This window comes from Pseudarthrobacter sp. LT1 (assembly GCF_035621795.1).
Taxonomy (GTDB): domain Bacteria; phylum Actinomycetota; class Actinomycetes; order Actinomycetales; family Micrococcaceae; genus Arthrobacter.
In genome coordinates this window covers 1,480,411-1,495,064 of record NZ_CP141830.1, presented here as the reverse complement: position 1 = coordinate 1,495,064, position 14,654 = coordinate 1,480,411, and the positions used below count along the sequence as shown (strand labels likewise).

The window sequence follows — 14,654 nt, the reverse complement described above, 5'->3', positions numbered from 1 at the left end:
CTGGTCCCCCACCACCGTCATCTGCAAATCCCCGGCACCCTTAAGACCATCCCAGGTACTGGACTCCGACGACGTAACACCACCATCAGCGTCCACCCCCGTCACCGTCACCACACCGGTCTTCGGATCCGCCGAATAAATCCGGTCATCAGACCCCACCACCGACACAAGGCCCGCCGAACCAACCATCACCGGCTCGGACGCTTCCTTATCAAAACCATTCACCGTGGACGGCGACACCGCCCACACCTTCCCCGACGCAGCATCCGTCACCGAAATCGTCCGCGCCCCAAAACTCACATCAGCCGCCCCCGGCAACTGCTTATCCCCACCCAAACGCATATTCGCCGGCGACACCTGGTTCAACGTCGAACCAGTCTCATCATCAACAAACACCTCACCGGCATGCTGCAACACATCAAACGTCGTCGACGCCGGCGTCACCGCACCATCCAACACCCGCGACGGATAATTCAACCGCCCCACAGCATTCCTGGACTTCGACACCACCCACACACCACCGTCATTCAACTCCACCTCAGTGGTCTTAAACCCCGGATACAACACAGCACCCGTCACCACCACAGCAACCACAGCACCAAACGCAGTACCAGTGACGAGCTTCCTATGTCGCTTTTTCAGCCCAAGCTTCCCCAGCAGAGTTGTCACAGCGTTACTTTTCCCTCAGATTGTGTAGCCAGATGGCGGCCCGGTCGCAGGACAGGCAGCAGGCTTTCTTTCCCCGCGGCAAGCCTACAGAACCGCCGCAACCCCCGCGATGGGGACAACTGCCCGCCCGCCCGGGCACTGCCTGTCAGCAATGTGGGGCTCCCAGGGCGGCGGGATCCGCAAGCGTGGTGTGGCCGGCGATGACGTACCGGCCAACGTTGCGCGCCGAACCGGATTCGACCCGCCACCAGCGAACGATGCCGTTGCCGGACCAGTTGTCGCTCTGGTCGATGTAGCACGCCACCATGATGCGGTCCTGGTCTGCCTTGTAGAACCAGGGTGGGCTGTCCGCGTTGACGCCGTCACAGTCGAAGTAGGGACTTGGCCGGTAGTTCGAGCCGCCGAGGGTGAAGGTACAAGTCCTGACGAAGTTGGGGTCGGAGGTCTTGATCCGGGTTTCCCACAGTCCCTGCTTGCCGGCAGTGGCGCTGGCCGTGACCACCGCGCTGCCGGTGCCTACGGAGTTGAAGGTCTGGACTGCAATGGTGACGGTGTCACCGAAGTTTGCCGTGTTGACCGTCCTGCTGCCGGAGGGGGCAACGTTTTCCCAGCCGCCGTTGTTGATGCTGATCCTGGTTTGCGCCACGTCATTGGTGCTGGTGGACGGGGAGGACCAGTTCAGGGTGGCGGACTTTTGGTTCACGCCGCCGTTTTGGCCGGACGCCGAGGGGGTGCCCGGGGATCCGTACGGTGTGGTGGTGGCAGGGGTGCTGCCGTCAGAGCTCGGGGCCACCGTGGAGTTGGCGATGACGGTGATGCTCACGGCGCTGCCGTTGGTGAAGCCGCCGATGGTCTGGCCGGGCGTGATGGGGCCGCGGGCGCCGTTGCTGGCGTTGTAGCTGTAGCTGACCTCGTTTTCGGCAGAACCATTGCGTTCCGCCGCGGTCAGTTTGCGGAAGTCCACCGTCACGGCGCGTCCTGCTCCGCCGGTGTTCGCCGGCGTGGCCGTGACGCCGGAGACCGTCGCCAGCTTGCCTGTGGCGCGGCGGGGCGCGGAGGGCGGGCTGACCGCTCCCTTGCCGGCCTTGTTCTCAGCCTGCACCGTGAACGTGTAGGCGGCCTCGGAGTTGTTGGCGGTGAAGTTTGCGGTGCGGACGTTGCCGGGGACGGTCTGCGTCTGGGCGGGAGCGTTGCCGCCGCTCATGGTGACGTAATAGGTGCTGATCGGATCGCCGTTGGTGTTGGGTTCGGCCCACGTGACCCGAAGCTGGTTCTGGGTCCCGACGGATGATGCGACGGCGGACGAAGGTGCTGCAGGTGCCGCCGGGACACCGGCGGGATTGTCCTCCGCGGAATACGTCCCCCAGTCGGAGGCGCCAAGCTCGTTGACGGCCTGCGCACGCACCTTGTACTTCACGCCGTTGGTGAGGCCGGTCCAGGTGTAGTTCAGCCCGGCGACCTCGTTCTTGACGGCCACTCCGCTGGCCGGCGGCGGCGAAATCTCCAGGTTGTAGTGCTTCACCGGTGAGCCCTCGGTCTTCGCCGCGGGCCAGCTGACCGCCATCGTCTTGTCCCCGGCCTTCACCGTGGGAGCTTCAGGCGGTGACGGCTTTTCGTCAGGCCGGATTTCGTTGGACTGCGGCGAAGCCTGCGAGTCCCCCACCTCGTTGGTGGCGAGCACCGTGAAAACGTACTTCACGTTGTTGGTGAGCCCGCTCAGCGTGCAGGTGGTGGTGGGGCACTTCTGTTCGAAGCCGTTGTTCGAGCGGACGGTGTACCCGGTAATGGGCGCTCCATTGTCCGACGGCGGGGCCCACTTGAGCACGGCGGTGCGGCTGCGGACGTCGGTGGCGCTGGGGGCGGAAGGCGCGTCGGGTTTGCCCCGGACGGTGAGCCGCAGGCGCCCGTCCACCTGGCGGGACAGGTCGCCTGTCTTGTCAGCCACGGTGTAGCGGACCACCATGACGCCCTTGTACCCCTCGGCCGGGGTAACGGTGATGCTGTCTCCCGACACGGACGGCTGACCGGCTGCGGATCCCGTCTCCACCGTGGCGCCAACGATCCGCAGGGGCGTGTCCGGGAAGGGGTTGAAGTCGTTGGCCAGGACGTTGACCTGTTCCGTCTTCCCGGCGTTGGCCTTGTCCACCGCATCATCGTTGGCCACCGGCAGGGGCCGGTTGGAGGCAACGTGGCGTGCGGTGATGGTGGCACCCACGGCGGGGGACCTGCCGTCGGTGACCTTCACCTGGATGTTTCCGGTGACGCCGATGCCAAGGGAACCGTCCGCAGTGATGGCGAGGGTGGCGCCGTCGACCTTTGCGCTGAATCCGGCGGGAAGGGTCCCGTCCAGTTCGAAGCGGAGGTTGTCCTTGTCCCGTTCGTCCACGTCCTTGGCCAGCCCGGCGAGGTCCACCGTTGCCTGTTCGGCCTTGGGGACGTCCACGGAGGTGCCACTGAACGTGGGCGGGTGGTTGGCGTTGGGGTCCGGGATCACCTTGGTCATGATGACCAGCGTGGATTTCAGGCCGTCGCCGTCGTCGGGTCCGGAGCCGTCCGTCACCTCGAAGGTGATGGAGCCCGGGCCCACGTAGTCCGGTTTCGCGGTGTAGCGCAGGGCCTTGCCGTCGGACTGGATGACGCCCTCCGGTGATCCGCCCTGGACGCGCACGGAATCAGCCACGGTGATCCTGGCGGTGCGGCCGTTGCGGACGCGGACGTATTCGGACAGGTCCAGGGTGACGTCCTTGCCGGACATGACCTCAACCGGGTCGGTCTTGGCGAGGGTGGGGTACTGCGCGCCCTGGCCGGGGATCCACATCAGGGCCGTGGAGGTGAGGCCGTCGACGTCCGTGACAGTGTAGGGAATCAGCTGGTCTTCAGGGGTCAGGGTCACCACCACATTGCCCGAGTCGCCGGTCCGGGCGTTCGGGTTGCCGTCGGGAAGGCTGATCTTCAGCTCGGAGGCCACGCCGTCGGCATCGGAGTCGTTTTTCAGGACGGGGACGTCCACAGCGGTCTTGCCGAGGGTTTCGGCCACCGTCACCCGGTCGTCCTTGGCCACGGGGCGCTTGAGTTCGGCATCCGGGCTGATCCGCACCCGGATCACGGCGCTGGCGGAAGCCTTCTTGTCGTCCTGGATGCGGTAGCTGATGCTTTCGTTGCCGGCGGTGCCCGGCGCAGTGAACAGCACCTTGGCGCCGTCCGCAGCCTCCACCTGCAGGTCCGGCTTGGCCTCGAACCCGTCGGAAACCAGGCTGAGCGGATCGCCGTCGGGGTCCGAATCGTTCGCCAGCGCCTCCACGGCCACCTTGCGGCCGGGCCGGACATCCACGGCGTCGTCCACTGCGATGGGTTTCTGGTTGTTGGCCTCCGGCGGGGCAATGCCCACAATGACGGTTCCGGTGTTCTCGGCACCGATCCTGTCCCGGACCCGGTAGGTGAAGCTGTCAGTGCCGGCGGCGTCACCGGCGGCCGTGAACTCGAGGTAGCCATCGCGTACCACGGCGGTTCCCATGGCCGGTGCCTTGTCGATGCCGATGAGCTGGACGGAGTCGCCGTCGGCGTCGATGCCGTCCAGGGGCACGGGCACCTTGACGGTCATCCCGGCCACCACGCGGGCGGTCAGGTTGCGGGGCTCGGGACGCGTGTTGCGGTCATCGTCCCGGGCACGGATGCGGATGGTCACCTGTTGCGAGTCCACCTGCCCGGATTCATTTTGGACCTTGTAAATGGCGTACACGGTCTTCGCTTCGGGTCCGGCCACGAACCGCAGCTGGTCGGCCGCCACGAACATGCGGCCGTCGGCGGCGTCAGGCTGCTGGGCGAGTTCCGGCAGCAGGGTGAGCTTGGAGCCGTTGGGGTCGGTGTCATTGGCCAGGACGGGGATGGTCACGACGTCGTTGGCCCTGACCGTGGCCTCGTCCGGCTTGGCCTGGGGCGCCTGGAGCTTGGCCGGAGCGGGAACCATCAGCACGGCGATCTCGCCGGTGGCGGACGAGCGGCCGTTGGAGACGGTGTACCGGACCGTGAGCTGGCCTTCGGCGCGGATGTCGGTGATCCTCACCACCGAGTGGTCCAGCACTGCCACGCTTACCGGCAGGCCGGCGTCGGCGGTTACGGACTGCACCACCAGCACGCCGCCGGAGGGATCCGAGTCGTTGCCCAGGACGTCAACCAGGACATCCCCGCCGGTGGGAAGCAGCGCGGTGTCGCGGACGGCGACGGGCGCACCCTGGTCGGTGCCCGGCACCACGTCCACGCGCACCAGCTGTTGGGCGCTGGCCGGGCCGTTGGTCACCAGATAGCTGACGTAGTGGGCGCCAAGGGTCCGGGAATTGAACGTGAACGTCTGCTGGTCCGGGTTCAGGGTGGCTGTGGACTCGGCATCCGGCGTGGCCTGCGCCAGCCGCAGCGCCCCGCCCTGCGGGTCTGAATCGTTCTTGAGCGGGGTGATGACGGTATCGGTGCCGGCCACGGCCACCACATGGTCGGCGTTGGCGATGGGTGGCAGGGCTCCGGGGCTCCTGACGTCCACGGTGACCTTGCCTTCGGCGGTGGACTGACCGTCCGAGACTGTGACGGTGAGGACCTTCCGGCCCGGGGCGGTGCCGGAGTCCTGAAAGGTCAGCTGGCCGTCGGGGCGGATCCGGGCCTGGTCCAGCGGGTCGGTGCTGGACACTGAGACGGCGAACAGGTCATCGCCGTCGGGATCGATCCAGTCCGGAAGGATGTTCTGGGTGACCGCTTTGCCTGACTGGACCACCAGCGTGGTGTTCCGGTTGGGCTTTTGCCGCGGCGGAGTGTTGGTGCCGGGCGGGATGATGTTGAGGGTGATGTCTGCCGTCGCTGACAGGCCGCGGCCGTCGTCCACGGTGTACTTGAAGGTTTCGCTGCCGGTTTTGTCTGCGGGCACGGCCACCTGCAGGCCGGTGGATCCGTAGATGGGCGAGACGGCGCCGGTTTTCACGCCTTCCGGGGTACGGACGGTGAGGACGTCGCCGTCGGGGTCGGAGTCGTTGTCCAGGACCGGCAGGATGGTTGTCTTTCCGGCGCGGATGCCGAACTGGTCAGGTTTGGCCACGGGGGCGCTGTTGGGCTTGGTGCGATCCGGAAGAACGGTCTGCTGGACTTCGTCGGCGGAGTCCTTGTCTGCGTCGTCGGAGGTTTCCTTGGGTGGGATGACGTCGTCCCAGTTGTTCACCAGCTGCATGTTCTGGTTCACCAACCACACATTCCCCGAGTTCACATCATTCAGGACCACCAGGTCCCGGTTCACCCGGAAAACATACGACGGCGACGCACTCGCCCTCGGCACCGCAACATTCTTATCATCAGCATCATTGACACAGTCCCGAACATACTTGTTCGCACCCGACCACGCCGCATGCACACACCCGCCCAACTGCACCGGAGCAGCCGGAACCCCCTCACCATCAAACGTCACCGTCCCGGCCGTACCCCCACCCAACGGCTGCTTCAACAACGCCTTCCGCGTCGCCACCGCCACAACATCACTGCCCGGCCCAGGCTGCTGCAACTTCGCATCCCGCGCATCCTCCAACGCCAGCCGCTTACCACCGGGCAAAAACAGGCTCCCCGCAGCAGCATCCAACACCACCGGCTGGTCCCCCACCACCGTCATCTGCAAATCCCCGGCACCCTTAAGACCATCCCAGGTACTGGACTCCGACGACGTAACACCACCATCAGCGTCCACCCCCGTCACCGTCACCACACCGGTCTTCGGATCCGCCGAATAAATCCGGTCATCAGACCCCACCACCGACACAAGGCCCGCCGAACCAACCATCACCGGCTCGGACGCTTCCTTATCAAAACCATTCACCGTGGACGGCGACACCGCCCACACCTTCCCCGACGCAGCATCCGTCACCGAAATCGTCCGCGCCCCAAAACTCACATCAGCCGCCCCCGGCAACTGCTTATCCCCACCCAAACGCATATTCGCCGGCGACACCTGGTTCAACGTCGAACCAGTCTCATCATCAACAAACACCTCACCGGCATGCTGCAACACATCAAACGTCGTCGACGCCGGCGTCACCGCACCATCCAACACCCGCGACGGATAATTCAACCGCCCCACAGCATTCCTGGACTTCGACACCACCCACACACCACCGTCATTCAACTCCACCTCAGTGGTCTTAAACCCCGGATACAACACAGCACCCGTCACCACCACAGCAACCACAGCACCAAACGCAGTACCGGAGAACCACCGGGAGCGGGCCAGGCGGCGCCACCGGGGCGTGCCGGAAACAGGGCTTTGGGCGCGCGTTTGGCCGCGACGTTTCATGAGTGAAAATCCCCCGGTAGATCTAGGCTCTTTGCCTGCAGCCGGCGGCATGGGACCCCGGGCACCACAACGATACCGCTATACGCCAACAAATGGACAAATTACTTCAGCGGGCTTGCGCGGCAGCCGAAGCCTGCTTACTAGTCGAGGACCAGGCCCTTGCCCCGGCCGCGCGTGAGGCGGACGGGATTGATCTCACCAAAGCCGCGCACGTTTTCCGGCTCCTGGGGAATCAGGACGAACCGCTCGTCGTGCTCCAGGGCGGAGGCGGTCATGGAGTCCACCAGCACCGTGCCCGGATCCGCAAGGGTGGTCAGGCGCGCTGCGAGATTGACAGTGGGACCGTAGATGTCGCCCAGGCGGGACAGGATCCTGCCCCACACCATGGCCACCCGGGCTTCGGGGAGGATCTCATCCTCGGTGAAGGCCTCGGCGAGCGCCAGGGAGATCTCGGCACCGGCTGCCGGGGTTTCGGCGATGTACAGGACTTCATCACCCACCGTCTTGACCAGCCGGCCGCCGCCGACGGAGATGATCTCTGCGCACTTGTTCTCGAAGCGCTGGACCAGGCGGGCGAGCGTCTTCTCGTTCATCCGGCGGGACAGGCTGGTGTAGGAGACCAGGTCAGCGAAACCCACGGCGCGGGCCAGGGGCAACGGAGCGTCATCCTCGTCGCCTTCACGGCCTTCCTCGCTGGCCTGCAGACCGGCTTCGGCCCGGACCGCGAGCCGCTGAACCCCGGCGTTGAGCTGGCGGCGCCAGGAATAGACCAGCACTTCCTCCAGCGCGTCCACCAGCGCGGGCAGTTCGTTGACCAGGCGCTTGCGGGCCACGGCATCCGTGACGCCCTGCTCGTGGACCATGTCCTCCACCAGCGCTTCGATCTGCCAGACCACCATGCGGTCGGTCATTTGGCCGATGGAGCGGGTCACCGAAATGGCGGCTTCCTCCGTGAGCTTGCCGGCGCGGACCAGGTCCACCACCGTGGACAGGGCTGCCTGGTCACGTTCGGTGAACGCGACGTCCTCGTCGCCGAAATTCGGGAATCCAAGGGCACGCCAAAGTTTGCGGGCAGAGAGGAGGGACAGCCCAGCGCCGGCAGCAACTTCACGACGGCGGAGCTTGCGTTCACCACCCAGCAGCCGGGCTTCGAGCGCCTTCATGGCCAGGCGCTCGGCGGACATGGCACCTGTGGGCGGGTGCCGGTCGACGGCGGGCATTTCCGCGGGGGAATCCGGGCCTGCCAATGACGCGCCGGCGTGGTAGTCGTCGGAAGCAGGCTCGACGGCGGCGGTTCCGGTCGGGATGCGCTCGACGCGTTCCTGCTGGGCCTCATCGGTCATCCCGTCCACCTTCTCTCATGTCCTCCGGAAAAGCACCGGCGGGGTAATACGTCGCGCCACCCGGCTGGGACCCGCTGTCGTCCGGCAGTTCCCCGATGGCGTCGAGGATAAAGTCGCGGAACCGGGCGACCTCGGGCACGTCGCGAAAGGTCACCATGCCCTGGTGCCCGGTTTCCAAGGATATATTCCCTGAGCGCACCAGTCGCTGCAGCAGCGATTCATGGACTGTCAGGTTGCGCACCGACACCAGGTTCACCTGCTGGTCCCGCCGGTTCAGCAGGCCGTACCGGGCCACCATCCGCTGGCTGGTCAGGGTGTAGCGGGTGCCTTGCCAACGCAGCAGGCGGGGCAGGCAATAGCCCAGCCAGACGGCTGCGGCGGCGAGGACGCAGGCGGTCACGAGCCATGGCGTCCACTGGCGGCCGAGGGCCGGCGCCACACGGGCTGCGCCGCCGCGGATGACCCAGGCGCTGGCGAAGGCGGCAAGTGCAGGCGCCAGGACAAAGGCCACCGCGGCTCCGGCGAGCTTCCTCGGCTGCGGGCGGGTAGTGACGATGACCTGCTCCCCTGGCACGAGGGTTTTACGCATACCCACCCTGGTTTGGCGCGTCCGGGGATGTCCAGGGCCGCAGGTGCACCACGTCACCGGCAGTGACCACGTGCTCGTGCGAGTCCCGGTCCACCACCAACAGGGAGCCATAGTCATCCAGCCGGGATGCATGCCCAATGATTTCGTGGTCGCCGGGCAGCTGTGCGCGCACCTGCTTTCCCAGGGTGACCATGACGGCCTCAACCCTTTTGTGCAGCGAAGGGCCCCCCGCCATGCCTGCCGTCGGGTCGCCGTCGGCGTTGCAGAAACTGCGGTACAGGACCGCGAAGTGGGACAGGTAGCTTTTCAGCAGCGCGGTGCGGTCGGTGGTGCGGGCACCTTCGATGACCACGGACGTGGCAGTGGGAACCGGAAGTTCGCTTTCGCGCAGCGTGACGTTCAGCCCGGTCCCCAGGATGACGGGGGGCACGCTGCCGTCCACCATGGGGCCCAGCTGGGCCAGGATGCCGGCGATTTTCCTGCCGCGCACCAGGACATCGTTGGGCCATTTGAGCTCAGCCGGGAGGCCGGCCGTTTCCAGCAGCGTTTCACGCAGCGCCAGGGCTGCGATGAGGGACAGCCAGGAGTAGCTCTGGGTGGGGAGGGGCCTGCCCTCCGCGTTGACGGGACGCAGCACCACGGAGACAGACACCGAGCTCAGCGGGGGCGCCTCCCACCGCCTGTCCAGGCGTCCCCGTGCGGCTGTCTGGTACTCCGCCGTCAGGACGGAGAGGTCCGGCCATGCCCCAGGGTCCACCGTGACACCGCGCAGGAGGTCGGCGTTGGTGGAGCCGGTGGAGTCCACGACGTCGATCCGGGGGATCCCCGTGGCGGCGAGGAAACGCTGGTCGGCCAGGTCCCCTCGGTTCAGGGGGGAACCCGGTGCATGTGCGTCATCCATAGCTAGATCCTACCGAGCCGGGCCGGGTCCTACCCAGCCACCTGCCCTCGCGGAACAGGCCGTCCGGGCACCGCAGGGGGCCTGCTAAAGGAAGATGTCGGGAACCAGCCGGTCTTCCGGTGCCCCCAGGCTGTAGGGGCGGAAGTCGGTCACACCCGCGGCGGCGAGGACCTGCTCATCCGTGTAGAAGTTGCCCGACGGCGGCGCGCCCGCGGCGAGGTTGCTTCCGGTCAGGACGGCGTGGGCGGCGTCGGCCATGATCTGCGGGCCGCGGGCGGCAAGCACCATGGTGTCGCCGTGGGGCATGTTGCGGATGGCCGCCGTGTCGATCAGGGTGCACGGCCACAGTGAGTTGACCCTGATCCCGTCAGCCTTCAGTTCCTCGGCCAGGCCCAGGGTGGTCAGGCTCATCCCGTATTTGGCCATGGTGTAGGCAAGGTGCTTTCCAGCCCAGGAGGGGTGGAGGTTCAGCGGCGGCGAGAGCGTCAGGATGTGTCCCTGTTCGGAGGCACGGAGCGCCGGGAGCGCCAGCTTGGACAGCAGGAAGGTGCCGCGGACGTTGATGTCCTGCATGAGGTCGTACTTCTTCATGTCCACGGCGTCCGTGGTGGAGAGGTCAATGGCGGAGGCGTTGTTGATGACGATGTCGATGCCGCCGAACCGGTCCATGGCTGCGGCCACGGCGCCGGCCACGTCTTCGTCCCTGCGCACGTCGCCCACCAGGGGCAACGCCTGGCCTCCGGCCGCCTCCAGCTCCTTGGCAGCCGTATACACGGTGCCCGCCAGCTTGGGGTGCGGCTCCCCCGTCTTGGCAAGGAGGACGATATTGGCGCCGTCCCGGGCCGCCCTCAGGGCGATGGCCAGGCCGATCCCGCGGCTGCCGCCGGACAGCAGGATGGTCCGGCCCGCCAGGGAGCCGGCGGCCCGGTACGGGCTTTCGGAGGCATGCAAAGCATCGTCGCTTGAAGTCATGGGAACACTGTAGCCCAATTATGTTACCGGCGAGTAACATTGCGATCGGGTTGCTCGAGCCGCAGAAAATTGTAGGTTCCCTACAGCCGTCGGCGCCCAAACCGTCACTAGACTTGCCAGCAGGGTTGGTCTTTTGTGTGGATGCTACTTAAAGCGCCGGACAACACGGGCCGCCAGCCGACAGAACTGACCTGCTACAGAGCCGGAGACACTTGATGAGCCACGATCTGACAACGACAGCGGGAAAGATTGCCGATTTCCGCGACCGCCAGGCGCGCGCCGAACAGCCTTCCGGCCCCGAAGCCATCGAAAAGCAGCACGCCCGCGGCAAGAACACCGCCCGCGAGCGCATCGCCCTGCTGCTGGACGAGGACTCGTTTGTTGAGTTTGACGCCCTGGCCGTGCACCGCTCCACCGCCTTTGGCATGGAAAAGAAGAAACCGCTGGGCGATGGCCTGGTGTCCGGCTACGGCACCGTGGACGGACGCCTGGTGGCGGTCTACAGCCAGGACTTCACCGTCTATGGCGGATCGCTGAGCCAGGTCAACGGCGAAAAGATCGTCAAGGTCCAGGAGTTCGCGCTCCGCAACGGCTGCCCGGTCGTGGGCATCCTGGACGGCGGCGGCGCCCGCATCCAGGAAGGCGTGGCCTCGCTGGCCATGTTCGCGGACATCTTCCGGAACAACGTCCATGCCAGCGGCGTGGTGCCGCAGATCTCGCTCATCATGGGCCCGTCCGCCGGCGGCGCCGCCTACTCCCCCGCCCTCACCGACTACGTGGTGATGGTGGACAAGACCTCGCACATGTTCATCACCGGCCCCGACGTCATCAAGACCGTCACCGGCGAGGACGTGGACATGGAAACCCTTGGCGGCGCCCGGCAGCACAACGCCACCACCGGCACCTCCACCTACCTGGCCTCGGACGAGACCGATGCCATTGAGTTCGTGCGCGAACTGCTGGACTTCCTCCCGTCGAACAACCTGGCAGAGGCACCCGTCCTGGGGCACCAGCAGGAGTTGGAGACCGACGACGACGACCTCGCCCTGGACACGCTGGTTCCGGATTCAGCCAACCAGCCCTACGACATGCGCACAGTGGTGGAGCAGATTGTGGACGACGGGCACTTCCTGGAGATGCAGGCCCTGTATGCGCCCAACGTGATGATCGGCTACGGCCGGGTGGAGGGCCACACGGTAGGCATCGTGGCCAACCAGCCCCTCCAGTTCGCCGGCACCCTGGACATCGCCGCATCGGAAAAGGCGGCCCGCTTCGTGCGCCACTGCGACGCCTTCAACATCCCCATCATCACCCTCGTGGATGTCCCCGGCTTCCTGCCCGGCAAGGACCAGGAGTTCCAGGGCATCATCCGCCGCGGCGCGAAACTTCTCTATGCCTACGCCGAGGCCACCGTCCCCAAGCTCACCGTCATCACCCGCAAGGCCTACGGCGGCGCCTACATTGTCATGGGTTCCAAGAAACTCGGTGCCGACCTTAACCTGGCCTGGCCCACGGCGCAGATCGGCGTGATGGGCGCGCAGGGTGCGGTGAACATCCTCTACCGCCGCGACCTCGCAGCCGTGGCCGAGGACGGCGGCGACGTCGAGGCGCGCCGTGCCCAAGTGATCCAGCAGTACGAGGAAGAACTCCTCAACCCCTACCAGGCCGCTGAGCTGGGCTACGTGGACGCCGTCATCGCCCCTTCAGACACCCGCATCCAGATCATCAAGGGACTGCGCGCCCTGCGGGACAAGAGGGCCAGCCTCCCCGCCAAGAAGCACGGGAACATCCCGCTGTGACGGCGTCTCCCGAAGCCCCGGAACCCCAGGCCGAACCCCTGCTCTCTGTGGTCAAAGGGCAGCCGAGCGCCGAGGAGCTGGCCGCGCTGGCCGCCGTCGTCCTTTCCCTCAGCGGGGAAAGCCCGGCACCGGCCAGGACCGCCAGCGTGCGGCACTGGGTGCGGAGGCAGCAGCTGCGGCTCGCCCCCACGCCCGGACCGGGAGCATGGAGACGCAGCCAGGGCTGAGCCTCGCCACCGGGTAGGCTCGGGATGTGACTACCGACACTGCACCCGCCACGCGCCCGCATACCCGGATCGACGATGTCGCGGACAACTACACCGACACCCTGATCAGGCTCAATCCGACCTTTGCCACCACCCTTGGCCTGGCGGGACATGAGACGGAATACCAGGACTTCTCCCCTGCCGGCATCGCCGGGTTCGCCGAGGCGGCACGGGATGCCCTCGTTGCGCTGGAAGGCCTGGAGCCGGAGGACGACGTGGACGCCGTCACCTTGGACGCCATGCAGGAGCGGTTGGGCCTGCAGCTGCTGATCCATGCCTCCGGGTGGGAGTATGCGGACCTGAACAACATTGCCTCCCCGGCCCAGGACATCCGCGCCATCTTTGACCTCATGCCCACCGAAACCGAACAGGACTGGGAGCACATCGCCGGGCGCGCACACAACGTGCCGGCTGCCATCAGCGGCTACACCGAGTCCCTGCTCATGGCCAGGGATGCGGGCAAGGTCGCCGCTGCCCGCCAGGTGCGCATCGTCATCGAACAGGTGAGCAAGTACGCCGCCGGGGACGGCTTCTTCGCAAAGCTGGCCGCGGGTGCCGCCACGGCTGCGGGGCCGCTGCCCACGGCCCTGCAGGAGAAGCTCGACGCCGGTGCTGACGCTGCCCGCCGGGCCTACACCGGCCTGGCGGAATTCCTGCGCACCGAACTGCTCCCCGCCGCTCCCGAAAAGGATGCCGTGGGCAGGGCCCGCTACGCACTGGCCTCCCGATCCTTCCTGGGCGCAGAGGTGGACCTGGAGGAAACGTACGCGTGGGGCGTCCAGGAACTCGACCGCCTCATCGCGGAGCAGGAACAGGTCGCAGCCGCCATCAAGGCCGGCGCCACCATTGCCGAAGCCAAGGAAATCCTCAACAACGACCCCGCACGGCAACTGAAGGGCACGGAGGCGCTCCGGGAATGGATGCAGGACCTCTCCGACAAGGCCGTGGCCGAACTCGCCGGCGTGCACTTCGACATCCCCGAGGTGATGAAGACACTTGAGTGCCGGATTGCCCCCACCGACGAGGGCGGCATCTATTACACCGGCCCGTCCGACGACTTCAGCCGGCCCGGCCGCATGTGGTGGTCCGTTCCCGCAGGCGAGGACACCTTCACCACCTGGGCCGAAACCACCACCGTGTACCACGAGGGTGTCCCGGGCCACCACCTCCAGGTGGCCACCGCCACCTACCGGCGCGAACTGCTCAACAAGTGGCGCCGGAACGTCTGCTGGACCTCCGGCCACGGCGAGGGCTGGGCCCTCTACGCCGAGAAGCTCATGCAGGAGCTGGGCTACCTGAACGATCCCGGCGACCATATGGGAATGCTGGACATGCAGCGCATGCGGGCAGCCCGCGTGGTCTTCGATATCGGCGTGCACCTCGAACTCGAGATGCCCGAACGCTGGGGAACCGGCACCTGGACCGCGGACAAGGGCTACGGATTCCTCAAGGAAAACCTCCCCATCAGCGAAGGCCAGCTCAACTTCGAGTTCACCCGCTACCTTGGCTGGCCGGGCCAGGCCCCCTCCTACAAAGTTGGCCAGCGGCTCTGGGAACAGATCCGTGCGGAGCTCGAATCACGGCCCGGGTTCGACCTGAAGGAGTTCCACACCAGGGCCCTCAACATCGGCTCTGTTGGACTCGATACCCTGCGGCGGGCGCTGCTGAGCTGACAGTCCACCCTCCGGCCGGATCCCTGGCGGGTGGACCATGCCCACGGCAATTGGTGGACAGCGCCCACGGCAATCAATAAGCTTGCTTACTAAATTGCCGTGGCGCATTGCCGAATGAGCAGG

The 14,654-nt window shown here is 66.4% G+C and carries 10 protein-coding genes; 5 read left to right on the top strand and 5 right to left on the bottom strand.

The genetic code is table 11. The features are described from left to right. Window positions 1–226: 226 nt before the first annotated feature. Window positions 227–472: a hypothetical protein gene (locus VIK36_RS07055; RefSeq protein WP_324644615.1), complete on the top strand. Its 246-nt coding sequence runs from the start codon at window positions 227–229 to the stop codon at window positions 470–472. A 342-nt stretch (window positions 473–814) separates the two neighbouring features. On the opposite strand, the gene VIK36_RS07050 is transcribed toward VIK36_RS07055, so the two are convergent. Continuing rightward, entirely contained in the window at window positions 815–6,478 is a 5,664-nt protein-coding gene (locus VIK36_RS07050) for an Ig-like domain-containing protein (RefSeq protein ID WP_324645241.1), read from the bottom strand. Between the two features lie 37 nt (window positions 6,479–6,515). Here VIK36_RS07050 and VIK36_RS07045 point away from each other — a divergent pair, with 37 nt between their 5' ends. Next, window positions 6,516–6,761 carry a hypothetical protein gene (locus VIK36_RS07045; RefSeq protein ID WP_324644615.1) on the top strand — a complete coding sequence of 82 codons (246 nt, stop codon included), beginning with the start codon at window positions 6,516–6,518 and terminating at the stop codon, window positions 6,759–6,761. A 367-nt stretch (window positions 6,762–7,128) separates the two neighbouring features. Here the strand turns inward: VIK36_RS07045 and VIK36_RS07040 are convergent, their stop codons facing one another. From VIK36_RS07040 to VIK36_RS07025, 4 genes are all read right to left on the bottom strand, one after another. Further along, entirely contained in the window at window positions 7,129–8,208 is a 1,080-nt protein-coding gene (locus VIK36_RS07040) for an adenylate/guanylate cyclase domain-containing protein (RefSeq protein ID WP_236561043.1), read from the bottom strand. A gap of 112 nt (window positions 8,209–8,320) precedes the next feature. Next, entirely contained in the window at window positions 8,321–8,920 is a 600-nt protein-coding gene (locus tag VIK36_RS07035) for a PH domain-containing protein (RefSeq protein ID WP_324644614.1), read from the bottom strand. After that, a complete protein-coding gene (locus VIK36_RS07030; protein ID WP_255174939.1) occupies window positions 8,913–9,821 on the bottom strand; it encodes a biotin--[acetyl-CoA-carboxylase] ligase in 909 nt (302 codons plus the stop codon). The genes VIK36_RS07035 and VIK36_RS07030 overlap by 8 nt, the downstream gene beginning before the upstream one ends. 84 nt (window positions 9,822–9,905) lie before the next feature. Next, window positions 9,906–10,793 (bottom strand): SDR family oxidoreductase, encoded by an 888-nt coding sequence (locus tag VIK36_RS07025; RefSeq protein WP_255174938.1) that lies wholly within the window; start codon window positions 10,791–10,793, stop codon window positions 9,906–9,908. Between the two features lie 215 nt (window positions 10,794–11,008). Here VIK36_RS07025 and VIK36_RS07020 point away from each other — a divergent pair, with 215 nt between their 5' ends. Genes VIK36_RS07020 through VIK36_RS07010 form a run of 3 tightly spaced genes read left to right on the top strand, consistent with a single transcriptional unit; the run spans window position 11,009 to window position 14,531 of the window. Further along, window positions 11,009–12,592 (top strand): acyl-CoA carboxylase subunit beta, encoded by a 1,584-nt coding sequence (locus tag VIK36_RS07020; RefSeq protein WP_255174937.1) that lies wholly within the window; start codon window positions 11,009–11,011, stop codon window positions 12,590–12,592. Continuing rightward, window positions 12,589–12,819, top strand: a complete 231-nt coding sequence (locus tag VIK36_RS07015) for an acyl-CoA carboxylase epsilon subunit (protein WP_255174936.1) — start codon at window positions 12,589–12,591, stop codon at window positions 12,817–12,819. The genes VIK36_RS07020 and VIK36_RS07015 overlap by 4 nt, the downstream gene beginning before the upstream one ends. A 26-nt stretch (window positions 12,820–12,845) precedes the next feature. Beyond that, complete coding sequence (locus tag VIK36_RS07010) at window positions 12,846–14,531, top strand: DUF885 domain-containing protein (RefSeq protein WP_255174935.1); 1,686 nt, start codon at window positions 12,846–12,848, stop codon at window positions 14,529–14,531. Window positions 14,532–14,654: the final 123 nt, after the last annotated feature.

What these genes read in the sequence shown, in the direction of transcription:
- VIK36_RS07050 (WP_324645241.1), bottom strand. Translation starts at nt 6,478, where the DNA reads ATGGTTGGTTCGGCGGGCCTTGTGTCGGTGGTGGGGTCTGATGACCGG.
- VIK36_RS07040 (WP_236561043.1), bottom strand. Translation starts at nt 8,208, where the DNA reads ATGCCCGCCGTCGACCGGCACCCGCCCACAGGTGCCATGTCCGCCGAG.
- VIK36_RS07035 (WP_324644614.1), bottom strand. Translation starts at nt 8,920, where the DNA reads ATGCGTAAAACCCTCGTGCCAGGGGAGCAGGTCATCGTCACTACCCGC.
- VIK36_RS07030 (WP_255174939.1), bottom strand. Translation starts at nt 9,821, where the DNA reads ATGGATGACGCACATGCACCGGGTTCCCCCCTGAACCGAGGGGACCTG.
- VIK36_RS07025 (WP_255174938.1), bottom strand. Translation starts at nt 10,793, where the DNA reads ATGACTTCAAGCGACGATGCTTTGCATGCCTCCGAAAGCCCGTACCGG.
- VIK36_RS07020 (WP_255174937.1), top strand. Translation starts at nt 11,009, where the DNA reads ATGAGCCACGATCTGACAACGACAGCGGGAAAGATTGCCGATTTCCGC.